Below are 22,863 nucleotides of genomic sequence, written 5' to 3' on the forward strand. Positions count from 1 at the left end.
ATCCGAAGCGCGTTCGGCTCCCTCAAACAGCATGTTTGCGTGGAATGCGCACTCGCGGCCCGCAGTGCCCGAAACGACCGGAACGCCACGTGCACATGCGACAGCGGGTGCCGGCCGTGAGGACGCCTTGAGCCTGAAAGATCGGGAGATTGCGGCGACGTCGAAGCGGCTTTGCCGGATAACGGGAAGACGGCGGGGTTGCCCGACGCCGGGAACGAACCCGTGACGGGCCACCAGGCCGTGATTTCCTGCGGCGATGCGGTCGATGCGGTCGATGCCGGCTTGTCGGCGCGCACGCCGGACACATGCCGGCGTGGCGTGAGGGAGACGCGATGATGTCGTTGCCGGCAGATGCCGGCACGCGGCCGTCAGGCAGCCAGCCTGAACACCGATACGGCGGCCCGCAAGCGTGCCGCCTGTTCATCCAGCGAGGACGCGGCAGCGGCAGCCTGCTCCACCAGCGCGGCATTCTGCTGGGTCACTTCGTCCATTTGCGCGACCGCCAGGCCGACCTGCTCGATGCCGGTGCTTTGCTCGGCGGATGCCGCTGAAATCTCGCCCATGATGTCGGCCACCCGGTCGATCGACCGCACGATCTCCGTCATGCGCGCGCCCGCTGTCTCGACGAGCCGGCTGCCGCTGCCGACCCGCTCGACCGACGCCTCGATCAATCCCTTGATGTCTTTCGCGGCCGCCGCGCTGCGTTGCGCGAGCGAGCGGACCTCCGAGGCCACCACAGCGAACCCGCGCCCTTCCTCGCCGGCCCGCGCGGCCTCGACCGCGGCGTTGAGCGCGAGAATGTTCGTCTGGAACGCGATGCTTTCGATCACGACGGTAATGTCGGCGATCCGCACCGATCCGTCCGAAATCTGCCGCATCGTTTCGACGACTTCGCGCACCGCAGCGCCGCCGAGTTCGGTCGCCTCCTTCGCGTGGGTCACGAGCGCATTCGCCTGACGTGCATTGTCGGCATTCTGTTTGACCGTCGACGTGATCTGCTCCATGCTGGCGGCCGTTTGCTGCAGCGACGCGGCCTGTTCCTCCGTGCGCTGCGACAAGTCCAGATTGCCTTGCGCGATCTCGCCGGTGCCGACGGCAATCGAGTGGGTCGTGGTCTGGATTTCGGCGATGGTCTCGGTCAGTCGGGCCTTCATGTCGGCGAGCGCGACGAGCAGGCTGCCCGGCGCGGCGTTCGCCGTATCGAACTGCACGTCCAGTTCGCCGGCGGCGATGCGGGCCGCAATGTGCGTCGCATGCGCCGGCTCGCCGCCGAGCGTGCGCCGGACGCTGCGCAACACCCCCCACGCGATCGCCGCGAGCGCCGCGGCGATGGCGAGCGTGATGGCGCCCAGCACCTGCGCGAGCCGCGTAAACGCGGCATTGATGTCGTCGTAGAAGAATCCCGTGCCGATCCACCAGTCCCACTCCGGAATGGCGACCACGCCCTGGAGTTTCGGCTCCACGTCCGCGTCCGGGCTGCGCTTGATCAGCACGTCGACGAGCGCGAAATGCGCCTGGGCCATTCCGGCGCGGTACGCCTCGCTGTCGGTCATGCCGCTGGTCGTGCGGTTGCCCTTGGCGCGGGTGCCGATGAACTTCGCGTTCGGATGCACGAGGTTGACGCCGTCGGACGTCGTCACCCAGTAGTAGCTTTTCGAATTCGCATTGAGCGCGGACAACGCGGCCTTGGCCTGCTGCTGGGCCTGATCTGGCGTGAGCGTGCCGTTCGCCTGCATCGCGCGATACGCGTCGACCAGATGCTCGGCTTTGGTCAGAAGAATGACGATCTCTTCACGACGGCTGTCGATCAGCGCGTCGCGCAGCGTATACAGCGACATCGCGGCAAGCAATGCAACGCCGAGCAGCGCCGCGGCGACGAGCATCAGCAGTTTCGTGGACAACTTCATGCGGAGGGCCTCGATATATTAACCGTTCGGTACATATATCGGCCCGGGCGGCCCTGCCTTGAATGGCTCTGTATCGGTAATTACCCTCGTTTCGTGCGGTGATCGCACGCGCAAGGCGGAACGGCCGTCGCGCCACCCCGGTCGATCGCGACGGGCACGGCCGCGCGCGCAGGGCACGCGGCCCCACGCCGGCGCGGCGTCGCTTACAGCCCGAGCTGTGTCGCGAGATGGCCGATGTCCGACACCTCGTAGTAGTTGTAGAACGGCGTGCCCGGCTCGTGGCCGCGGTTCACGAAAGCCTTGTGCTTGATGCCGAGGTCCTCGGCCGTCATCAGGTCGTAGCGCAGGCTCGACGACACGTGCAGCACGTCCTCCGGCTTGCAGCCGAGCTTGCCGAACATGTATTCGAAGCCCTGCATCCGCGGCTTGTACGACTGCGCCTGCTGCGCGGTGAACACCGCATGGAACGGCGCGCCGAGCTTGTCGACGTTGCTCATGATCTGGTCGTCCGACGCGTTGGACAGGATCACCAGCTTGTACTTCGTGGCCAGCCGCGAAAGCCCGGCCGGCACGTCCGGATGCGGACCCCACGTCGGCACCGCATGATAGAAACGCTCGGCCTCGGCCTCGTCGAACTGCACGCCGATGCGCGCGCAGGTGCGCCGGATCGCATTGACGACGACGTCGCGGTACGGCTTCCACGCCCCGAGCACCTCGTCGAGCCGATAGGCGGCGAACGCGCGCACGAATTCCTCCATCGCGACCGGCGACAGCCGGTCCGCGTAGACCTCGCGCGCCATTTCCGCCATCCGGAAGCGGGTCAGCGTGCCGTAGCAGTCGAACGTGATGAACTTCGGTTCAAATTGGATCATGGTGACGTCCTGTCGGTGTGAAGCCCCGGCAGGGCCGGGGACGGGCTGGGTTGTACGAAATTGAATCAGGGCAAAAAGTCCTTCGCGCATCGTTCGACGCCGGTCAAAACGCAGAATCACCGCGTGTTGGGCGCGCTGCACGGCACGATCTGCGGTGCGATTCCGGGCGGTGCGCTCGGGCCGGCCGACGGCTCTCGCAAAACCGCGACGCGCGCGCCCGGCGTGGCCGCCACGCGGTTCGGCGCGGCAGCGAGCGGCGCGCCACCCCGCTTCCATCGTACTGGCGTTCATGCAGCAGAAGCTGCCGGGAAGAAGGTCCGAGGCGGCACGATCCGCGCGTTCGCGCACACCGATCGAGCGGGTTTGCGTCGATCTCTCTCGCGCGCTCGTCGCCGCCGGAAAACAGGCGAATCGTCCTATCCGCGCCGTGGTGGCGCTGGCAAAGTCGACATGTCATTCCTACCCATCCGGAGTCCGGCGTGGCCGACCTCAATTCTTCCAGCACGCTTACCTATCGCCCTTTCGCCGAGACCGACCTGCCTGCCGCGCTGCGGCTGTCGGAAGCAGTCAAGTGGCCGCACCGGCTCGACGACTGGCGCTTCGCATTCCAGCTCGGCAGCGGCTTCGTCGCCGAAGACGAATCCGGCATCGTCGGCACCGCGCTCGGCTGGCGCTTCGGCGAGTCGCACGCATCGCTCGGCATGGTGATCGTGTCGCCCGAGCGCCAAGGTCGCGGCATCGGCCGCGAACTGTTTGCGCGCGTCGTCGACAGCCTCGGCACGCGCACGATCCTCCTGCACGCGACACCGTCCGGCGAACCGCTCTACGTGAAGTTCGGCTTCGCGGCGATCGGCACGATCGACCAGCACCAGGGCGCCGCGTTCCAGCCGCCGCTGATCTCGCTGCCGCCGGGCGAGCGGCTGCGCCCGCTCGGCACCAACGACGGTCCGCGCCTCGCCGCGCTCGCATCGCGCGCGGCCGGCTACCCGCGCGACGCGGTGATCGATGCGCTGCTCGGCGTCGCCAACGGGATCGCACTCGACCGCGACGGCGAACTGCTCGGCTTCGCGCTCTTTCGCCGTTTCGGTCGCGGCCACGTGATCGGCCCTGTGATCGCACCGGACGCGCTGCGCGCGCAGGCGCTGATCAGCCACTGGCTCGCGCTGCACGAAGGCATGTTCGTGCGCGTCGACGTGCCGGGCGACAGTGGGCTGTCGGACTGGCTGCAGGGGCTCGGCCTGCCGCGCGTCGACACCGTCGTCGCGATGGCGCGCGGCGCGGCACCTGCCCGCGATCCGGCACTGCGCGCGTTCGCGATCGTCAACCAGGCGCTCGGCTGAACCGCACGCACGATGAGCTTTCTCTACAAGGCCGACCCGGTGCGCGGCGCGCAATGGGCGCAGCGCTTCGCGCAACAGGCGCCCGACCTCGCGTTCCGGATCTGGCCGGACATCGGCGATCCCGAAGCCGTGCGCTATCTCGCCGCGTGGCAGCCGCCCGACGATCCGTTAGCGCTGCTGCCGAATCTGGAGATCGTGTTTTCGGTCGGCGCCGGCATCGACCAGTTCGACCTGTCGTGCGTGCCCGCGCACATCCCGGTCGTGCGGATGATCGAGCCGGGCATCGTCGAAGGGATGGTCGAATACGTGACGCAGGCCGTGCTGACGATCCATCGCGACCTGTTCGACTATGCGACGCAACAGCGCGAGCACGTGTGGCGCGAGAAGCCGGTGCGCGCCGCCGCGTCGCGACGCGTCGGCGTGCTCGGGCTCGGCACGCTCGGGCAGGCCGTGCTCGACACGCTGCTGCGCTTCGGCTTCCCGTGCGCCGGCTGGAGCCGCACGCCGCGCACGCTCGACGGCATCGACTGCTACGCGGGCGACGCGGCGCTCGACGCGTTCCTTGCCCGCACCGACATCCTGATCTGCCTGCTGCCGCTCACCGACGACACGCGCGGCCTGCTCGGCGCGCGCGTGTTCGACGCGCTGCCGGCCGGCGCATCGCTCGTGCAGGTCGGGCGCGGCCCGCAGCTCGATGCGACCGCGCTGCTCGCCGCGCTCGGCAGCGGCCGCCTCGACAGCGCGATCCTCGACGTGACGGACCCGGAGCCTTTGCCGGCCGGCCACCCGTTCTGGACGCATCCGCGCATTCGCATCACGCCGCACATCGCCAGCGCGACGCGGCCCGACACCGCGGCCGACGCCGTGCTCGCGAACCTCGCGCGCCATCGCGCGGGGCAGCCGATGATCGGCGTCGTCGATCGCGCACGCGGCTACTGACGCGCGCGCCCGGCCCCGCGGGGCGCGCAGCAGAAAATGCCGAAGCGCCCCGTGCAAACACCGCTTTCGTACGTTTCAGGCCGCAAATTGAAGACGCATGCGGATTTCTCGCCCGGTAGCATGACCTCACGCTGACACCCGACGAGAGTCCCGCCCTGCCATGAACCAAGCCGCGCTGATCGAAGCCGATCGTCAACACCTGATCCACCCTGTCGTCAACTATCGTGCGCACGAGGCGCGCGGCGTCACCGTGCTCGAATCCGCCGAAGGCGTGTTCCTGCGCGACGCCGACGGCCACACGTTGCTCGATGCGTTCTCGGGCCTGTGGTGCGTGAACGTCGGCTACGGCCGCGACAGCATCGTGAAGGCCGCCGCCGAACAAATGGCGAAGCTGCCCTACGCGACCGGCTATTTCCATTTCGGCTCACAACCCGCGATCGAGCTGGCCGAACGCCTCGCGGCGCTCGCGCCGCCGTCGCTGAATCGCGTGTACTTCACGCTCGGCGGCTCGGATGCGATCGACTCCGCGGTGCGTTTCATCACGCACTATTTCAACGCAACCGGTCGCCCGACGAAAAAGCACATGATCGCGCTCGAGCGCGGCTATCACGGCTCGTCGTCGATCGGCGCCGGCCTCACCGCGCTGCCCGCGTTCCACCGTCACTTCGACCTGCCGCGCGCGGACCAGCACCACATCCCGTCGCCCTACCCGTATCGCCACCCGCTCGGCAACGATTCGCAGGCGCTGACCGCCGCGTCGGTCGCCGCGCTCGAAGCGAAAGTCGCCGAACTCGGCGCGGACAACGTCGCGGCCTTCTTCTGCGAGCCCGTGCAGGGTTCCGGCGGCGTGATCGTGCCGCCGGCCGGCTGGCTGAAAGCGATGCGCGACGCCTGCCGGCGCCTCGGCATCCTGTTCGTCGCCGACGAGGTGATCACCGGCTTCGGCCGCACGGGCCCGTTGTTCGCGTGCGAGACCGAGCAGGTCGACCCGGACCTGATGACCGTCGCGAAGGGGCTGACCGCCGGCTATGCGCCGATGGGGGCCGTGCTGATGTCCGATGAAATCTACGAAGGGATCGCGGGCAGCCGCGCCGATTCGCCCGCGGTCGGCCACGGCCATACGTATTCCGCGCATCCGGTCAGCGCGGCGATCGGCCTCGAGGTGCTGAAGCTCTATCACGAAGGCGGGCTGCTCGCGAACGGCCAGGCGATGGCGCCGCGTTTCGCCGCGGGGCTCGATGGGCTGCGCGCGCATCCGCTCGTCGGCGACGCCCGTTCGGTCGGGCTGCTCGGCGCGCTCGAGCTGGTCGCCGACAAGGCACGCAAGACGCGCTTCGACCCTGCGCTGAACGTGCCCGACAGGATTGCCGCCGCCGCGTACGCGAACGGCGTGGTGTTTCGCGCATTCGGCGACGGCGTGCTCGGTTTCGCGCCGGCGCTGAGCTTCAACGCGGGCGAGTTCGACCTGATGTTCGAACGCGTGCGCAAGACGCTCGACGACGTGCTGGCCGACGCGGGCGTGCAACGCGCGCTCGACACCGCGCACGCGCAGCCGGCCTGACCGGCCAAGGGAAAGCCGGGCTTGTGGCGGCCATCGTTCGACTCTAAAGTAACCGGACATTCCATTTTTTCCCTCTCACGTGAACATGACGGACAGCAAGCTGGATCGCATCGACCTGCGCATCCTCTCCCAGTTGCAAAAGCGCGGCCGCATGACCAACGTCGAACTGGCCGATGCGGTCGGGCTGTCGCCCAGTCCTTGCCTGATCCGCGTGAAGCGGCTCGAGAAGGCCGGCTACATCGGCGGCTACGGCGCGCACATCCAGCTCGAGAAACTCGGCGACGTGCAGGTCGTGTTTACCGAAGTCACGCTGGCCGACCACCGGCGCGAGGACTTCGACCGTTTCGTCGCGGCGATCCGCAACGTCGACGAGATCGTCGAGTGCCACCTCGCGAGCGGCGGCTACGACTATCTGCTGAAGTTCATCACGCGCAGCGTGAGCCATTACCAGACGATCGTCGAAGGGCTGCTCGAGCAGAACATCGGCATCGAGAAGTATTTCAGTTACGTCATCATCAAGTCGCCGTTCGTGAAACGGCACTACCCGCTCGAATCGCTGTTCGGCGAGCGTCACTGACGGACAGCGCGCGGCATCCACGAACGCGGCGGCCCGCCGTCCGCGCGGGGTAGTCGCGCGCCCGCGCCGCCGCCGTCGTCACCGAATCGCCCCATCCAAGGATCTGTCATGCCGCTTACGCTGTCCCGAACCGAACTCGTTCGCACCGCCAACCTGATCGACGGCACCTGGCGCGATGCGCTCGACGGCCGCCGCTTCGACGTCACCGATCCCGCGACGCTCGAGATCGTTGCCCACGCACCCGACAGCGGCGCCGCCGACGCGCGCGCCGCGACCGACGCGGCAGCGCGCGCGCTGCCCGGATGGCGCGCAACGCCCGCTCGCGAACGGGCCGCCATCCTGCGCGCGTGGCATGCGGCAATCGTCGCGCACACCGACGATCTCGCGGCGCTGATGTCGCGCGAACAAGGCAAGCCGCTCGCCGAAGCGCGCGGCGAAGTCGCGTACGGCGCGTCGTACGTGCTGTGGTTCGCCGAGGAAGCGACGCGCACCTATGGCGACCTGATTCCGCAGCAGCAGCGCGGCAAGCGGCTGAGTGCGGTCAAGGAGCCGATCGGCATCGTCGCCGCGGTCACGCCGTGGAATTTTCCGCTCGCGATGATCGCGCGCAAGATCGCACCCGCGCTCGCGGCCGGCTGCACGGTCGTTGCGAAACCGGCGGAAGACACGCCGCTCACGGCGCTCGCGCTGGCCTTCCTCGCACAGGAAGCCGGCGTGCCGCCCGGCGTGCTGAACCTGATCGCCGCGTCGCGTGACCGCGGCATCGACGCGGTGGCCGACTGGCTCGCCGACGCTCGCGTGCGCAAGATCACGTTCACCGGATCGACGCCCGTCGGCAAGCTGCTCGCGCGCGAATCGGCCGCGACGCTGAAGAAGCTGTCGCTGGAGCTCGGCGGCAATGCACCGTTCATCGTGTTCGACGATGCCGAGCTCGACGCCGCGGTCGACGGGCTGATGGCCGCCAAGTTCCGTAACGGTGGCCAGACCTGCGTGTCGCCGAATCGCGTGTACGTGCAGGCCGGCGTCTACGACGCCTTCGCCGCGAAACTCGCCGCGCGCGTCGCCGCGCTGAAGGTCGCGCCGGCGACCGACCCGGCCGCGCAGATCGGCCCGATGATCAACGCGCGCGCGATCGACAAGATCGCGCGCCACGTCGGCGACGCGATCGAGCGCGGCGCACGCGTGCTCACGGGCGGCAAGCGCCTGCCCGAACTCGGGCCGAACTATTACGCGCCGACGGTGCTCGCCGACGCCACCGCCGACATGCAGCTGACCTGCGAAGAAACCTTCGGCCCGGTCGCCGCGCTGTTTCGGTTCGCTACCGAAGACGAGGCCGTCGACGCCGCGAACGACACGCCGTTCGGGCTTGCCGCATATTTCTACACGCAGGACGTGCGCCGCATCGCGCGCGTATCGGCCCGGCTCGAAACAGGGATCGTCGGCATCAACGAGGGCGCGCTTGCGAGCGAAGCCGCGCCGTTCGGCGGCGTGAAGGAATCGGGCTACGGCCGTGAAGGCTCGCGCTACGGCCTCGACGATTACCTGTCGATCAAGTATCTGTGCCAGGGCGGGCTCGACTGATCCCGCGCAGCCGCTCGCATCCGCGGCCGTTGCGTTCCGTTGCGCGGCGCGCCGCGACCGGCGCGCAACGGCCGCACACGTTTGCGGCACCCATGCAGTCATCGCTTCGCATGGCGGCCTCGATTTCCGGTTAACGGTGCCGTTAACCCGGATTTGACCCGCGCCGCTGCGATCGCAGCCGGCTCCCCGTACGAACGCGAGCAATGCCTGCATTCACTTCGATCGAGAAAATTGCCGACTGGGCCGGCCGCCACCACCTGATCGTCGGTGTGCTGGGCACGCTGATGTCGCTCGCGGCGTTCGGCATCAGCGCAGCGACGCTGTGGGCCGCGCGAAGCGAAGTCGTCGAGCATGCGCACGAGACGTCGCGTAATGTCGCGGCCGTCCTGGTCAGCGAGATCGCGCGCACCGTCGAAACGTCCAACAATGCGCTCGTCGCGCTGGCCATCGATCTCGGCAATCCCGCCGTCGCACGCATGGACGCCGGGCTGCGTCACGACGTGCTGTTCGAGCGCACGGCCGCGCAATACGTGACCGGCATGGGCGTGACGGACCGCTACGGCCGTTTGATCGACGGCTGTTGCAGCCCGACCCACAACTGGGACTTCAGCGATCGCGACTACTTCAAGGTCCATCGCGATGCGGACAACGTCGGCCTCTACGTGTCCGAGGCGTATCGCGCGCGTTCGCGCGGCGACACGGAATCGATCGCGCTGTCGCGGCGCATCGAGCGGGCGGATCACACGTTCGACGGGATCGCGGTGGTCGCCATCGACCTCGCCTACTTCGATCGCCTCCTGTCCCGCCTGAACGTCGGGCCGCACGGCGTCAGCGCGATCCTGCGCGCGGACGGCACGATCCTCGCGCGCAACCCGCCGTTGAGCGATCACCAGATGGTCCGCCTGCGCCGCTCGAAGTCGTTCGAACGGATGGTGAACCGCGAATCGGGCTTCTATGTGGCGCGCTCGAGCATCGACGGCACCGTGCGGCTTTATACGTTCCAGCGTGTGCCCGGAACGCCGCTGATTGCCGTGGTCGCGCCGGCCGAGCGCGACGTGCTGGCCGGCACCACGCACCTCGCGTGGACGGTCGGTGTGTCTGCGTCCGTCATCGGTGCACTGTTCTGCGCGGTGGTATGGCTGCTCGCGTTCGCGCTGCGGGACAACCTGCGCAAGCAGACACTGCTCACCGACCTGACGCGCACCGATCCGCTCACGGGCCTGCACAACCGTCGCGCGCTCGATGCCGCGCTCGCCGAAGAATGGGAGCGGCTGCAGCGCGGCAGTGACGGCAGCCTGTCGGTGCTGTTCATCGACGCCGACCACTTCAAGCAGTACAACGACCGATACGGCCATGCGCAAGGCGACATCGCGCTGCGCTTTCTCGCCGAGTGCATCCGTGCGCATACGCGGCGGCGCGGCGATCTCGCCGCGCGCTACGGCGGCGAGGAATTCGTCGCCGTGTTGCCCGATACGGACGAAGGCGGCGCCGCGCAGGTCGCCGAGGCGATTCGCCGCGCCGTGGAGCGCAACCGGCTCGACGGGTTCGACGCGACGATTCCGGCTTTCACGGTCAGCATCGGCTGCGCGACCGGGCACCGCGCGCACCCGAGGTCCGTGCACGCGTTGTCGCATCAGGCGGACCTCGCCCTCTATGCGGCGAAGCGCCAGGGCAGAAACCGCGTGTGCCACGCCGACGCGAAGTCGTTGGCTCAACCGGCTTGACCGTGCCGGTTCCGCTCTCCTTCAAGCACCCGCGCGAGCACCGCCTGCCCGTATCCGCACGCTGCAGAACATCGGCCGACGGCAGAATCGATCCGTCCGCAAACGTTCAGCATCACGAATTCACCACATAGTGAACATTCGGGCGCATCGTCCGCGACCCGAAACAAATCCTTAACGGCTGCGTCACGATCGCCCACGACAATCCGCCATCTTCAACACTCAGGATGGAGTCTTGCATGTTTGCGTCACGAAGCCGTTTCCCGCTGCACGTCGCAGCGCTGTCGAGTGCGATCGTTCTCGCCGCATGCGGCGGCGGCGACGATGTCGCGTCGACCACCACGACCAGCGCGGCCATGCCGGCACCGCCGGCCGACCCCGGTTTCGTCGACAGCGCGCCCGTGCCGAGCGTGCCGGCCTTCGTCGACAACATCGCGACCAACCAGCGCGGCGACGCGCGCTATGCAACGCTGTCGACCAACGCCGCCGTGCGCGTGGTGAGCCGCTTCCTCGACCTGTGGCAACCGGCGACGATGCTGGTCGATGCCGGCGTGAGCGCGCCCGCCAACGGCGCGTTTCCGGCGATCTCGCCGTCGACCTGCTCGGGCCTGCCCGGCAGCGGCACGCCTTGCGGCACGATCCTGAACGACACGGTGCTCAACGCCAATGTCCAGTATGTGATCAACGCAACCACCGCCCGCACGCAGCAACAGGCCGACGCCGCCTACTTCGACGACCGGCGCGGCAAGGGCTACAGCGTGACCGACGGCATGGGGCCGCTCACCGACGCATGGCGCACCGCGGCCCAGCAGACGACCAGCATCACCAGCGTGCCCGCCGACGCGACGACGGTGCTGTACAACGATTCCGGCAACAACGTCGGTATCGGCAGCAGCACGAACACGAACTTCGGCAAGGTCGTCGACCTGCTCAACCAGATGGGCAACAACGCGTCGACCGAGCCGTCGAAGCGCTTCTACAAGTATGCGCGGCCGTACCGCTGGAGCACGAGCGTGGTCGTCGCGCCGACGCTCGTGCCGGCGGAAAGCACGACGCCCGCTACCGACGGCGGCTTCATCAGCGGCCACACGGCCGAAGCGGTGCGCGACGCGATGACGATGGCGTGGCTCGTGCCGGAGCGCTTCCAGGAGATGGTCAGCCGCGGCCTCGAACTCGGCGAAAACCGGATCCTCGCCGGCATGCACTCGCCGCTCGACGTGATCGGCGGCCGCATGCTCGCGCTCGCGATCAGCGCGGCGAACCTGACCGCGTACGCGAGCGACGCGCAGGCCGCGTATGCGCAGGCCCATCAGACGCTGCAGCAGCTCACGGGAACGACCGATACGACGTTCGCCGCCTTCGCGCACTCGGGCACGCCGACCACCGACCGGTTTGCCGATTACGCGACGAACAAGACGGCCTTCGCGCGCCGCATGACGTTCGGCTTCGGCACGATCGAATCGACCGGCGCGCCGCCCGTGGTGCCGAAGGGCGCGGAAATTCTGCTGCAGACGCGCTTCCCGTATCTGAGCGCGGATCAGCGGCGCGTCGTGCTGAAGACCACCGAAGTGCAGTCCGGCTATCCGGTGATGGACGACGCGGAAGGCTGGGGGCGCCTGAACCTGTTCGCCGCGGCCGACGGTTACGGCGCGTTCAGCGGCAACGTCGTCGTGTCGATGGACGCATCCCAGGGCGGGCTCAATGCGGCCGATCAGTGGCGCAACGACATCGCCGGCGCCGGCAAGCTGACGCTGCAAGGCACCGGCACGCTGACGCTCGCCGGCAACAACAGCTATACGGGCGGCACGCAGGTGAGCGGCGGCACGCTCGCCGCTGCATCGGCGAGCGCGTTCGGCACCGGTGACGTCTATGTCGGCTCGGGCGGCAGCGTACGGATCGCGGCCGCGTCGCCCGTGACGGTCGCGACACGCTACACGCAGCTCGACAACACGACGCTCGAACTCGATATCGACGGCAACGGCGGCGGACGGCTGCGCGTCGGCGGCCCGCTCACCGTCGCGGGTGGCACGCTGCACGTGAAGTTCGTGAACGGCTATGCGCCGAAGGCCGGCGACACGATCGCGCTGATCGACGGCGCGGCGGCTTCAGCGAAGTTCTCGACCGTGACGGTCGACGGGTTCAAGGCGACGCCGGTTTATACAGCGACGGGGGTGTCGATGAGGTTGTCGGCGTCATGATCCGGAGCGGTGCGCGCGGGACGTTCATCGCTTCGGACTTTCCGCCGCGCCGCGCCTGATCGGTGCCCGCATCCACGTGGATTGCACGCGCCCTCCGGAACAGCCCGGCCGCCATGCCGAACTGACTGACGGTCAGGCCGATATCGCGGTTCATCGTCAGCGCCGCGAAGCCGATGTTGGTGCGATCGATGTAGTTGAAGCAATTGCGGTCGACCTGGCCGACCTGCCGGCCGGGCCGCTCGACGAAGCGCAGGACAGGGCGCTGTTCGCGCGCTTCGGCATCCCGCCCGCGCGGGAAGGCATCGTCCGCACCGCCGCGGATGCGGAGCAGGCTGCGCGCGACTTCGACGATCGCGTCGTGCTCGAGCGCCTGTCGAACCGCATCACGCACAAGAGCGATGTCGGCGGCGTGGCGGTCGGCCTGAGCGCGGACGGGATCGGCGGGCGTCTCACGCGCATGCGCTGCGACGTCGAGATCGCGGCCGGCTTCGCGCCCGATGTCGAAGCGCTCGCCGCCGCGCTCGTGGCGTTCTCGCGCATGGCGCTTCAGCTCGGCGAGCGGCTCGTCGAAGCCGAGATCAATCCGCTGTTCGTGCTCGACGCCGGCCAAGGCGTGCGAGCGGCCGACGGCGTTGCCGTGCTCGCTTGACGCGGCTGCGGCCGATCGTTCGCGCGATGCAACCGCTGTCGCATGAACGGCCGGCCGTCCCGCGTCAGCTCGCGCCGTCCGCCGGGTGTGCGCATCGAGCCCGCTCGATACATGCGCAAAGCGCTTCGGCGATCGCATCGAGCGATACGCCGGGCCCGAAAGTCGCTGCGACACCCTTCGCCTTCAGATGTCGCGCATCCGCGGCGGGAACGATGCCGCCCAACACCACCGGAATCTCGGCGCGACGCGATGCCAGTTCGTCGAGCAGCTCTTCGACGAGCTCGAGGTGGGCGCCCGACAACGACGAAATGCCGACGATATCGGCGCCGTGCGCCTGCGCTGCTGCCGCCACGGATGCGGGTTGCTGAAAAAGCGGCAGGCGAACGACGTCGAATCCAGCGTCCTCGAGCGCGGCTGCGACGACGGCCGCACCGCGGTCGTGTCCGTCCTGGCCGAGCTTGGAGATCACGATGCGCGGCCGGCGGCCGGCCCGTTTCGCCAGCCGGTCGACGCGGCCCTTCGCCGCCCGCCATGCGGCGTCGCCTTGCCGATGGTCGCCGTAGACACCCTCGCCGTCCGCTTCCACCGCCGCGGCATGCCGCGGCCATACCGATTCGAGCGCGCGCGTACACTCCCCGACGGTCGCACGTGCCCGCATGCAGTCGATCGCCAGTGCGAGCAGGTTTCCGGTGCCGTCGCGCGCCGCATCGGCCAGCCGCCGCAACGCCGTCGCAACCCGCACCGGATCGCGCGCGGCCTTGACGGCTGCGATTCGCCGTTCCTGCCCGGCCCGAACATGACGGCCGTCCACCTCGCGCACCATGAACGCGTCCGTCGGATCGCTCGTGACGAAACGGTTCACGCCGACCACGGTCCGGCGCCCGGAATCGACCTGCGCCTGCGTCGCGGCCGCGGCACGCAGCAAGCGCCGTTTGACCCAGCCGGACTCGATCGCGGCGATCACGCCGCCCTGCGCGTCGATGGCGGTCAGCTCGGCGCGCACACGTGTCGCGATACCGTCCGTCAGTGACTCCATCATGTACGAACCGGCCCACGGATCGACCGTGTCGCACAGTCCCGTTTCATGCTGCAGAATCAGCTGCGTGTTGCGAGCGAGGCGCGCGGCCGCCGCCGAGGGCAGCGCAAGCGCTTCGTCGTACGCATTCGTGTGCAGCGACTGCGTGCCGCCGAACGCCGCGGCCATCGCCTGCGCGGTCACGCGAACGATGTTGTTTTCCGGCTCCTGTGCCGTCAACGACCAGCCCGATGTCTGGCAATGCATGCGCAGTGCGCACGCCCGGGGCGAACGCGCGCCGCACGCATGCGCGATCTCCGCCCACAGCAGACGCGCCGCGCGCAGCTTGGCGATTTCCGTATAGAAATCACTGCCCACGCCGAAGAAAAAGCTCAGACGGGAGCACGCTTCATCCGCGGGCATGCCACGTGCGGCCAGCGTGTCGACGTACGCACGCGCGTTCGACAGCGTCAACGCGAGTTCGAGCACGGCATCGGCGCCGGCTTCCTGGAAGTGATATCCCGACACCGACAGCGCATTGAAGCGCGGGGCGTGCTCCGCCAGCCACAACGCGACGTCTGCGACGATCCGCATCGACGGCGCCGGCTCGAATATCCACGTATTGCGGACCATGTACTCCTTCAGGATGTCGTTTTGAACCGTCCCGCCGATCCGGGCGGGCGGCACACCCTGCTCCTCGGCGGCCACGACGAACGCCGCCATGATCGGCAGGACCGCGCCATTCATCGTCATCGACACGGTCGTGCGGTCGAGCGCGATGCCGTCGAACAGTCGCACCATGTCCTCGACCGTATCGATCGCGACGCCGGCCACGCCGACATCGGCCCGTGCGTCGGCGCAATCCGAGTCGTAGCCTCGCTGCGTCGCCAGGTCGAATGCCACGGACAGCCCCTGCGCGCCCTGCTCGAGTGCCGTGCGAAACGCGAGATTGGAATCGGTCGCGTCCGCGTGCCCCGTGTATTGCCGGATCGTCCATGGGCGATCGGTATACATCGACGCGTACGGCCCGCGCACATAGGGCCATGCCCCGGGCATGCCGTCGAGATGCGCGACCGCTTCGAGATCGCGCTGCGTGTAGAGTGTGCGCAGCGGCACCGTCCGCGCGCCTCGGTCGTTCCGCGCGACGCTCTCCACGTCAGCGCCCGGCTCCATGATTGCCGCTTCGTTCATGCCCGGCTCCAGTGCTTTTGCGTGATCACGTCGGCAATCTTCGTCCCGTCGCTGTCGCGGACGATTTCGCTCCAGTGCAGCAAGCCCCCCGCATCAGGTCGGGCACGCAAGAAACGCACGGTCAACGCATCGCCGATGTCGAGATTTCCGTGAAAGTACAGTTGACGCGCCGCCAGCACCGGTGCGTGCGCGAAGCGGTAATGCTGCCATTCCGCGCGGTCGACGAATGCCTGGAAGCTGGCGAAGTACAGCAGGTCCGCGCCGTTGAAATCCATGTTCGGGCACGGCAGGAACGAGACGCTTGCGCCGTCGTCCTCGGTGAGGCCGGCGAGCGCCGGTACGATCGACAAATCCCGCACCCGCAACTTCTTCGCCCGTTCCGCCATCGACAGCGCATCGGCCGGGACCGGTCCGGTGCGGCCGTCGACGCCGGTCATTCGCGCCTTCATCACCGAACGGTTGCTGCCGGCATGTTCGCGCGTCACGAACGTCGACATCATCCGCACGACTCCGGCTTCTTCGTTGCCGTGCCGGATCCGCTGTTCGCTGAAATGGCGAATCGGGCCGACCCGGTGAAGCGCGACATGAAGCGCGAACGTGTCGTTCTCGCAAATCGCTTGGCGGCGGTTCATGTCCACGCGCACCGCAACGAACGACGCGTAGGCACGCCGCCCCTCATCGTCGAAGAACTCGGGCACGTCGCGGCCGCTATGCGCGGCCAGCGCGTCCCAGTGGCGTTGCCCGCACTCCTTGAGCAGCCAGTTTTCCGCGAGCCCCGTGTGCGCGAGTTGCGGCATGCCGGCCCGATAGCGATGGATGGCGGTATGCATCGGCGTCAAGCGGCCAGGCTTTCGGCCGAGCACCGCGCGGCCGTTATCTCGACCTGGATCTGGTCGACGATATGGGCGGCATCGCGCGCAACTCCGGAGAATCGACCCGAACCCCACGTGTACAGCCAGGGCAGCCCGACGAAGTAGAGCCCCGAAACCGGCGTCACGCCGCGCCGGTGCGCGGGATAGCCGCGACCGTTGAAGACGGGCTCATCCAGCCAGCTGAAATCCGGGGTGAAGCCGATGCACCAGATGACCGATGCGATGCCGCTGGCCGCGAGATCGAGCGCCGTGCGCTCGCCGGCCGGACGCCACACGGGTTCGTAGCGCGTCGCCGGCGGCGCCGCGATCCGGTTTTTCTCGATATGGGCGTCGATGCCGGCATTGATCCCGTTGTACGTATCGTCCGCGCTGTCGAGCCGCGCCGACAGATCCGCGGAGAATCGCAACTGTCCGTCCGTGAAATCCTCCAGCCGACCGTACAGTTCCATCCCTTCGACGGCAAAGCGGCGCAGATCGATGTCGCGCCCGCCGTCGCGGCCGGTCACATAGTGGTTGGTGTTGTCGCGCACACCTTCACGCAGCGGATGCGCATCGACCGGCATGTCGTAGTACTGCATGTCTGCCAGCCAGTCGACGACGTCCCTGCCCCGGTAGAAACGGGCACAGCGAGGGGCATCGCCCACCGCGAGGAACACCTTTCGTCCGGCGAGGTGGAGGTCTTCCGCGATCTGCGCACCCGATTGTCCAGATCCGACCACGAGAACCGGTCCGTCCGGCAAGGCGGCCGGATTCCGGTATTCCGAAGACTGGATCTGCACGATCGATGCAGGAAGCCGCTCGGCCATGCGCGGGACGATCGGCCGATGGTAGCCACCCGATGCAACGACGACCCGATCCGCCGTGTACGTGCCGCGCGACGTCGCGATGCGATAGCGTCCGTCCGCGTCGCGCGCCACGCGCTCGACCGCAGTGTGTTCCAGCACCGGTGCATCGACGCTGCGGATGAAGCCGTCGAGATACTCGACGATCTCGTCCTTCGTCATGAAGCCGTGCGGATCGGCACCGCGATACGGATAGCCCGGCAGCGCGCACTGCCAGTTCGGCGTCACCAGGCAGAACGCGTCCCAGCGCTGCTTGCGCCACGTGTGCGTCACAGTTTCCTTTTCGAATACGAGATGATCGATGCCTGCCTGCTTCAGGTAGTAGCTGATCGACAATCCCGCCTGCCCGCCACCGATGACGGCTACGCCGAGATGGGAATCGATATCCGGGAGGCTGGATGAAACAACGCTTTCGCTTGACATGATGCAGTCCTGAATGTGTGTTGAAGACGACAATGGATTTCCGTATGCCGGACGCCTCAAACGAGCTCGATGACGGTCACGGTCGCATCGCCCTGCGGCGCAAATCGTTCCGCGTGCGCTTCAATCCGTGCCAGCTCGTCCATCGCGGCCGAGCAAGCGAACCCGTATTTTTCGCGTACGCGATCGGACGCGATACCCAGCGCGCGGCGGGCCCGCTCGACGAAATCGTCAAGCGCGTACTGCGTGTCGGGCGCAAAGAATTCCGACACGACGGTCGAAGGCGAATAGCAATTGGTTTCCGACTGGTCGGGCCAACGAACCCGAAAATGCATGACCGGCATGATTCCTCCTCACTCGGCGGACGATGCTTGCGCACGCTGCGCCAGCCTGTCCTGGTAGATGTCCAGATGCCTGCGCGCACTCGCTTCCCATGTGAAGCGGTTCAGCAGCGCGGGGACGGCATGTGCGAAATCGGGAGCACGCCGTCCCGTGAGCGCATCGCACAGCGCGTCGGCAATCGAATCCACGTCGTCGGGATCGGCCCAGATGCACGCGCGCTCGTCCAGATACTCGGTAAAGGGGGCGATTTCCGACACGACGACGGGCTTTCCGCAGGCGAGCCCCTCGAGGACGACCAGACCGAACCCCTCCCGGATCGACACCATCGACACCACGTCGGCGCAGTGCATCAGCGCGATCAGCGCCGCGTCGTCCAGCGGCCCCGTCGGTACGACGGGTTCGTCGACACCGATGCCCAGCCCGAGCGCTGCGGCACGCGCGACGAAACGGCGCGCATATGCATCGTGATCGAGCAGACTCGCGCCGCCCCCGATCACGAGCCGTGCCTCGGGTATCGTGTCGCGCAGCCGTGCGAACGCCTCGAGCAACGCAATCGAGTTTTTCCGCTGCTCGATCCCGCCGATCGCCAGGACAACCGGCGCGCCGTGCAGGCCGAATCGCTGCCGCACCGCCTGCATGTCCGCCTGGTGCGCACGAGCGAACCGGGCAACGTTCACGCCGTTGGGCACGACGCTTGCGTCGACCCCGAACGTGTTCCGCATCGTGGCCGCCCAGGCGGCGCTCACGCACAGCACCTGATCCGCCTCTCGCCACGCGCGCTCCTGCCAGCGTTCGAGCTGCGGGTCGTCGAATACGTCGAGGTGATGTACGGTCCGTACGAATCCATCGATTGCCCCTGACTGCTTCAGCTCGGCCAGTGCATTGCCCGTGATGCTGTCCTGTGCATGCAGAACGTCGAACCCGCTTGCGTCGTGCTCCAGCAAGGTGTGCTTGATCGCGGAAATTCGCGCGCGCACCATTTCAGCGACGCTGCGCGGATGGCCATCGACGCGTGCCAGCACGACGCGGCACGGGACCTCGCGGAACATCGCCTCGCCCGGCGCGGCCGGCGCGAACACGGTGACGTTGCTTCCCGTTTCGTGCAGCGCACGGGCGAGTTCAAGTGCGTGCACGACACCGCCGCGCGGATTGACCGAGTGGGTAAGCAGCGCTATGCGCAACGTATCGCCGCTCATCGCACACCTCCGCCGACGCCGGTCATGAACGGTTCGATCCGGAAATCCCACAGCATCGCGGTTTCGCCCGCTTCTTCGACGACGACCTCACGCGTTGCATCGATATCGCCGATCACGGCGCACGCGAGCCCGCGCGCCGCGAAGCGTTCCGCGATCGCGTCGGCATGCGCCGGCCGGGCCGACATCAGGAATCCGTAGCTCGGAAAGGCAGTCAGCCAGCGATCGAAGTCGACGCCGGGCGGACGCGGAATCGCGTCGAGCTCGATGCGCGCACCGACGCGCGAGCATTCGACGAGCATCAGCGCCGTACCGAGCACGCCCGCCATCGAGATATCCTTCGCGGCATCGCACAGCCCGTCTTCAGCCAACGTCGGCAGAATCTCGAGATCGCCACGCAGCCGGGCCGGCGGCGCGGCGACCGACGCATTCCAGAACGGATACGGCTCCTCGAATGCGCCGCGCAGGTCGACCGCCATCATCAGGCGATCGCCCGGCCGCGCGCTGAAGCTCGACAGCAGCGCGCGCGCCCGGCCGACGATCGATACGGCCAGTTGCCCCTGCGCGCTGCGCGTGTTGCTGTGGCCGCCGACGATCGGCACGCCATACGCCGACGCCGCCGCGGCCATCCCGGCGAGCACCGGGCGCGCGGCGTCGATTCCGTCGCTCCACAATGCGTCGACGACGGCGATCGGCCGCCCACCCATCGCGTAGATGTCGCTGACGTTCGCCATCACACCGCTGTAACCGGCGAACCACGGCATCGACTCGACGAAATCGCCGACCATGCCCTCGATCGCAAATAGCAGGTAGCCGTCCGCGTCGGGAATCGCCGCGCAGTCGTCGCCGAGTGCAACGGCCTGTGCGAGATCCCGTTCGCCGTTCGGCAAAGCCGCCGCGAGCGACGCCACCACGCCGGAGATGTCGTGCTTGTGCTGGAAGCCGCGGCTTGCGCGCAGCGTTGCGATGCGATCTTCGACACTCATTGCCGCCCCTCCGAGCGCAGGACGAAACCCTCGAACGGCGTGCCGCACGGCGGATAGTGTGCAAGCTGCGCCTGCATCAGTTGATGAGGACGTCCGAACAACGTTTCTTCGCCGAGCGCGTCCCAGTGAAGCCGACGAAACAGCGGCACGTTCTGCGCTTGCACGTGTGCGACGAAGGTCCGGCAACCTTCGGCATGCGCGCTGCTGACGGCCAGCGCGATCAGCATCGAGCCGATCCGGCCCTGCCTGCGAAACGCGGGATGCACCGCGAGCCGCGAACCCATCCAGGTTCCGGGCACGGTTTCATGAATCCGCACCGTGCCGACCACCTGCTCCGGCAGCCCGGCGCAGCAGCTGACCGCGACCAGCAATTGCGCGTGGCGATCGATATCGTCGCGATCGTCGCCGGCGAAGATCCCCTGCTCGATGCAGAACACCGCCCGGCGCAGCTTGTACGCTTCATCGATTTCCCAAGGAAGCTCCGCCCATTTGATCCGGTATTCGGCAGGCCGGTAGGTGTCGCGGCTGTCGGCCAGTCCCATCTCTGCGCAGTACATGCTCACCCCTCGTAGGTCGAAAGCGACGAGCAGGCGCCGCACTTTCCGCAGCCTGCCTTGATGTCGGCGGAGCGCATGCCGGCGTCGCGCAGCATGGCGCCGAGCGGTTCGAGCACCGCCCGCATGAAGTCCGGCGACGGCGCGGGATGACTCTCCAGCGGCGTGCCGCTGATCGGGACGAACGGCACCACGAACGGATACACGCCCAACACGATCAGTTCGCGCGACATGTCGAGAATCGCGGTCGCGCTGTCACCGAGCCCGGCGAGGATGTAAGTGCTGACCTGTCCGCGGCCGAACACCGCGACGGCCGCGCGGAATGCCGCCATATACCGGGACAGCGGCACGCTCGCCTTGCCTGGCATGATTCGTTCGCGCACGGCCGGCGTCACGGCCTCCAGATGCATGCCCAGCGTATCGATCCCGCTAGCCTTCATCCGGTCGAACCAGGCGTCGTCGTCGGGCGGCTCGCATTGGGCCTGGATCGGAAGATCGACCGCGGCCCTGATCGCGAACGCGCTTTCGCACAGCACGCGCGCACCGCGATCCGGCGTCGGCGGTGTGCCGGTCGTCAGCACCATGTGCTTGACGCCGTCGAGCAGGACCGCAGCGCGCGCAACCTCGGCGAGTTGTTCGGGCGTCTTGCGTGCGATCGTCCGGCCGGCCGCAAGCGACTGGCCGATCGAGCAGAACTGGCAGGTCTTGCGCCGGCTTTCGTAGCGAATGCAGGTCTGCAACACCGTGGTCGCAAGCACATCGGCACCATGCAGCGTCGCGATGTGCGAGTACGGCACGCCCTCCAGCGTCTGCAACGCATAGAAGCGCGGGCTCGACGGAAAGCTGATGCTCGCGATCGGGATGGTGCCGCGCGAGAGCAGGCTGACACCCGCCGCATCGGGCGCCGCCGCGACGAACGGCGAATCCCACGCGGTGCTCGTGTGCACGGGCACCATGATGGTCACGCCGTCGACCGTCACGGCCTTGTGATCGGATGGTCCGGCGCCGCCGCGCCGGCTCGCGGCGCCAACCCTCGGATCCGTGAGGCGCAGCCCCACCGACTGCAATTCAGTCATCAATTGCCGGCTCTGCACCGACGGTTTCGCGTTCGCGCTCATGGCAATGTCCCTCAAAGTCGCGTGCGGCCGACCCGCTGATCCCCATCGGGGTCACCGTCGTCGCCGGCCGATCGTTGATGGCAAGACTCAGCAGCTCCGGCCGCGCATAGTGGCCAACCGAATCCATCATTCGCTTGCGCTTGGTGATCAGCGACATGTCCAGGTCGGCGATCACCATCCCTTCGCCGGCCCGCAAGGGTTCGGCCAGATGCTGCCCCTCTGGTGACACGATCGCGGTATTGCATCCGCCGCGCAGGGCTTTCTGCAGATTAGGATCGCCCGTGATCGACTCGATCTGGGCGTCCGTCAGCCAACCGGTCGCATTGACGACAAAGCACCCCGACTCCAGCGCGTGGTGGCGGATCGTGACCTCGATCTGTTCCGCGAAGATCGGGCCGACCAGCGAACCGGGGAACTGGCTGCAATGAATTTCCTCGTGCTGCGTCATCAACGCATAACGGGCGAGCGGGTTGTAGTGCTCCCAGCACGCGAGCGCACCGACCCGTCCGACACCGGTCTGCGCAACCTTGAGTCCGGCAGCGTCCCCCTGTCCCCAGATCATCCGCTCGTGGAACGTCGGCGTGATCTTGCGGCGCTTCACCGCGAGGCGCCCGTCGACGTCGAAGATCAGCTGCGTGTTGTACAGGCTGCCGTGGTCGCGCTCGTTCACGCCGAGCACGACCACCATCCCGTGCAGGCGCGCACGCTCGGCAACCGCATGCGTCACGGGGCCCGGCACCGCCACGGCCTGCTCGTAGAGCCGCATGTGATCGGCGCCGGACGCGACCGGCGTCCGCACGAACGAGAAGTACGGGTAGTACGGCACGAATGTTTCGGGAAAGACGATCAGCTGGACACCCTTGCCGGCGGCCTCGTCGATCGCCGCGCAGACCTTGTCGAGCGTGCCGCCGGCGCGGTCCAGATCGGGTGCGATCTGGACGGCTGCCGCCCGGACGATGCGTTTGTCGGACATGATGGCACCCGT

Annotated in this window: 18 protein-coding genes and 1 pseudogene; 8 read left to right on the top strand and 11 right to left on the bottom strand. The window is 67.8% G+C overall.

Translation table 11 applies throughout. The features are described from left to right. Positions 1 to 368: 368 nt before the first annotated feature. The gene (locus tag BTE28158_RS20595) at positions 369 to 1,907 is read right to left on the bottom strand and encodes a methyl-accepting chemotaxis protein (RefSeq protein ID WP_151052079.1); all 1,539 of its coding nucleotides are present in this window, start codon (positions 1,905 to 1,907) and stop codon (positions 369 to 371) included. Between the two features lie 203 nt (positions 1,908 to 2,110). Continuing rightward, positions 2,111 to 2,779 carry a haloacid dehalogenase type II gene (locus BTE28158_RS20600; protein WP_059599594.1) on the bottom strand — a complete coding sequence of 223 codons (669 nt, stop codon included), beginning with the start codon at positions 2,777 to 2,779 and terminating at the stop codon, positions 2,111 to 2,113. A 479-nt stretch (positions 2,780 to 3,258) separates the two neighbouring features. Between BTE28158_RS20600 and BTE28158_RS20605 the strand changes: the two genes are divergently transcribed. From BTE28158_RS20605 to BTE28158_RS20640, 8 genes and pseudogenes are all read left to right on the top strand, one after another. After that, a complete protein-coding gene (locus tag BTE28158_RS20605) occupies positions 3,259 to 4,119 on the top strand; it encodes a GNAT family N-acetyltransferase (protein WP_124901927.1) in 861 nt (286 codons plus the stop codon). Positions 4,120 to 4,131: 12 nt separating this feature from the next. Further along, on the top strand, positions 4,132 to 5,058 hold the full coding sequence (locus BTE28158_RS20610; protein WP_174920066.1) for a 2-hydroxyacid dehydrogenase: 927 nt from the start codon (positions 4,132 to 4,134) through the stop codon (positions 5,056 to 5,058). A gap of 160 nt (positions 5,059 to 5,218) precedes the next feature. Continuing rightward, positions 5,219 to 6,619: an aspartate aminotransferase family protein gene (locus BTE28158_RS20615; RefSeq protein WP_151052592.1), complete on the top strand. Its 1,401-nt coding sequence runs from the start codon at positions 5,219 to 5,221 to the stop codon at positions 6,617 to 6,619. 85 nt (positions 6,620 to 6,704) lie between these two features. Next, positions 6,705 to 7,196 carry an Lrp/AsnC family transcriptional regulator gene (locus tag BTE28158_RS20620; RefSeq protein ID WP_006749694.1) on the top strand — a complete coding sequence of 164 codons (492 nt, stop codon included), beginning with the start codon at positions 6,705 to 6,707 and terminating at the stop codon, positions 7,194 to 7,196. 108 nt (positions 7,197 to 7,304) lie between these two features. Beyond that, positions 7,305 to 8,777, top strand: coding sequence for an NAD-dependent succinate-semialdehyde dehydrogenase (locus BTE28158_RS20625; protein ID WP_124901924.1), 1,473 nt, complete (start codon positions 7,305 to 7,307; stop codon positions 8,775 to 8,777). A 203-nt stretch (positions 8,778 to 8,980) separates the two neighbouring features. Beyond that, the gene (locus BTE28158_RS20630) at positions 8,981 to 10,501 is read left to right on the top strand and encodes a sensor domain-containing diguanylate cyclase (protein WP_151047783.1); all 1,521 of its coding nucleotides are present in this window, start codon (positions 8,981 to 8,983) and stop codon (positions 10,499 to 10,501) included. 236 nt (positions 10,502 to 10,737) lie between these two features. Beyond that, entirely contained in the window at positions 10,738 to 12,696 is a 1,959-nt protein-coding gene (locus tag BTE28158_RS20635; RefSeq protein ID WP_151047781.1) for a phosphatase PAP2 family protein, read from the top strand. 205 nt (positions 12,697 to 12,901) lie between these two features. Continuing rightward, positions 12,902 to 13,345: pseudogene (locus BTE28158_RS20640) on the top strand (acetate--CoA ligase family protein); the annotation flags it as partial. A 64-nt stretch (positions 13,346 to 13,409) separates the two neighbouring features. Here the strand turns inward: BTE28158_RS20640 and scpA are convergent. The 9 genes from scpA to BTE28158_RS20685 are packed head-to-tail and all read right to left on the bottom strand — an operon-like array spanning position 13,410 to position 22,851. Further along, positions 13,410 to 15,551 carry a methylmalonyl-CoA mutase gene (gene scpA / locus BTE28158_RS20645; protein ID WP_151047779.1) on the bottom strand — a complete coding sequence of 714 codons (2,142 nt, stop codon included), beginning with the start codon at positions 15,549 to 15,551 and terminating at the stop codon, positions 13,410 to 13,412. After that, positions 15,548 to 16,381 (bottom strand): Pnap_2097 family protein, encoded by an 834-nt coding sequence (locus BTE28158_RS20650; protein WP_151047777.1) that lies wholly within the window; start codon positions 16,379 to 16,381, stop codon positions 15,548 to 15,550. The genes scpA and BTE28158_RS20650 overlap by 4 nt, the downstream gene beginning before the upstream one ends. A gap of 5 nt (positions 16,382 to 16,386) precedes the next feature. Continuing rightward, entirely contained in the window at positions 16,387 to 17,688 is a 1,302-nt protein-coding gene (locus BTE28158_RS20655) for an MSMEG_0569 family flavin-dependent oxidoreductase (RefSeq protein ID WP_151047774.1), read from the bottom strand. A 56-nt stretch (positions 17,689 to 17,744) separates the two neighbouring features. Further along, positions 17,745 to 18,029, bottom strand: a complete 285-nt coding sequence (locus BTE28158_RS20660) for an MSMEG_0570 family nitrogen starvation response protein (RefSeq protein ID WP_059599611.1) — start codon at positions 18,027 to 18,029, stop codon at positions 17,745 to 17,747. A gap of 9 nt (positions 18,030 to 18,038) precedes the next feature. Continuing rightward, positions 18,039 to 19,223 carry an MSMEG_0565 family glycosyltransferase gene (locus BTE28158_RS20665; RefSeq protein WP_151047771.1) on the bottom strand — a complete coding sequence of 395 codons (1,185 nt, stop codon included), beginning with the start codon at positions 19,221 to 19,223 and terminating at the stop codon, positions 18,039 to 18,041. Next, complete coding sequence (locus BTE28158_RS20670) at positions 19,220 to 20,206, bottom strand: sll0787 family AIR synthase-like protein (RefSeq protein WP_059599613.1); 987 nt, start codon at positions 20,204 to 20,206, stop codon at positions 19,220 to 19,222. The genes BTE28158_RS20665 and BTE28158_RS20670 overlap by 4 nt, the downstream gene beginning before the upstream one ends. Then, positions 20,203 to 20,763, bottom strand: coding sequence for an MSMEG_0567/Sll0786 family nitrogen starvation N-acetyltransferase (locus BTE28158_RS20675; protein ID WP_059599614.1), 561 nt, complete (start codon positions 20,761 to 20,763; stop codon positions 20,203 to 20,205). The genes BTE28158_RS20670 and BTE28158_RS20675 overlap by 4 nt, the downstream gene beginning before the upstream one ends. Before the next feature lie 2 nt (positions 20,764 to 20,765). Continuing rightward, positions 20,766 to 21,836 (bottom strand): MSMEG_0568 family radical SAM protein, encoded by a 1,071-nt coding sequence (locus BTE28158_RS20680; RefSeq protein ID WP_151047798.1) that lies wholly within the window; start codon positions 21,834 to 21,836, stop codon positions 20,766 to 20,768. Continuing rightward, a complete protein-coding gene (locus BTE28158_RS20685; protein WP_059599702.1) occupies positions 21,829 to 22,851 on the bottom strand; it encodes a Nit6803 family nitrilase in 1,023 nt (340 codons plus the stop codon). Before BTE28158_RS20685 ends, BTE28158_RS20680 begins: the two co-directional genes overlap by 8 nt. Between the last annotated feature and the right edge of the window lie 12 nt (positions 22,852 to 22,863).

Origin of the sequence: Burkholderia diffusa (assembly GCF_902499115.1) — a bacterium.
Taxonomy (GTDB): Bacteria; Pseudomonadota; Gammaproteobacteria; order Burkholderiales; family Burkholderiaceae; genus Burkholderia; species Burkholderia diffusa.

Coding starts and splice junctions, on each gene's coding strand:
- BTE28158_RS20595 (WP_151052079.1), bottom strand. CDS start 1,907: ATGAAGTTGTCCACGAAACTGCTGATGCTCGTCGCCGCGGCGCTGCTC.
- BTE28158_RS20600 (WP_059599594.1), bottom strand. CDS start 2,779: ATGATCCAATTTGAACCGAAGTTCATCACGTTCGACTGCTACGGCACG.
- BTE28158_RS20610 (WP_174920066.1), top strand. CDS start 4,132: ATGAGCTTTCTCTACAAGGCCGACCCGGTGCGCGGCGCGCAATGGGCG.
- BTE28158_RS20615 (WP_151052592.1), top strand. CDS start 5,219: ATGAACCAAGCCGCGCTGATCGAAGCCGATCGTCAACACCTGATCCAC.
- BTE28158_RS20620 (WP_006749694.1), top strand. CDS start 6,705: ATGACGGACAGCAAGCTGGATCGCATCGACCTGCGCATCCTCTCCCAG.
- BTE28158_RS20625 (WP_124901924.1), top strand. CDS start 7,305: ATGCCGCTTACGCTGTCCCGAACCGAACTCGTTCGCACCGCCAACCTG.
- BTE28158_RS20630 (WP_151047783.1), top strand. CDS start 8,981: ATGCCTGCATTCACTTCGATCGAGAAAATTGCCGACTGGGCCGGCCGC.
- BTE28158_RS20635 (WP_151047781.1), top strand. CDS start 10,738: ATGTTTGCGTCACGAAGCCGTTTCCCGCTGCACGTCGCAGCGCTGTCG.
- scpA (WP_151047779.1), bottom strand. CDS start 15,551: ATGAACGAAGCGGCAATCATGGAGCCGGGCGCTGACGTGGAGAGCGTC.
- BTE28158_RS20650 (WP_151047777.1), bottom strand. CDS start 16,381: ATGCATACCGCCATCCATCGCTATCGGGCCGGCATGCCGCAACTCGCG.
- BTE28158_RS20655 (WP_151047774.1), bottom strand. CDS start 17,688: ATGTCAAGCGAAAGCGTTGTTTCATCCAGCCTCCCGGATATCGATTCC.
- BTE28158_RS20660 (WP_059599611.1), bottom strand. CDS start 18,029: ATGCCGGTCATGCATTTTCGGGTTCGTTGGCCCGACCAGTCGGAAACC.
- BTE28158_RS20665 (WP_151047771.1), bottom strand. CDS start 19,223: ATGAGCGGCGATACGTTGCGCATAGCGCTGCTTACCCACTCGGTCAAT.
- BTE28158_RS20670 (WP_059599613.1), bottom strand. CDS start 20,206: ATGAGTGTCGAAGATCGCATCGCAACGCTGCGCGCAAGCCGCGGCTTC.
- BTE28158_RS20675 (WP_059599614.1), bottom strand. CDS start 20,763: ATGTACTGCGCAGAGATGGGACTGGCCGACAGCCGCGACACCTACCGG.
- BTE28158_RS20680 (WP_151047798.1), bottom strand. CDS start 21,836: ATGACTGAATTGCAGTCGGTGGGGCTGCGCCTCACGGATCCGAGGGTT.
- BTE28158_RS20685 (WP_059599702.1), bottom strand. CDS start 22,851: ATGTCCGACAAACGCATCGTCCGGGCGGCAGCCGTCCAGATCGCACCC.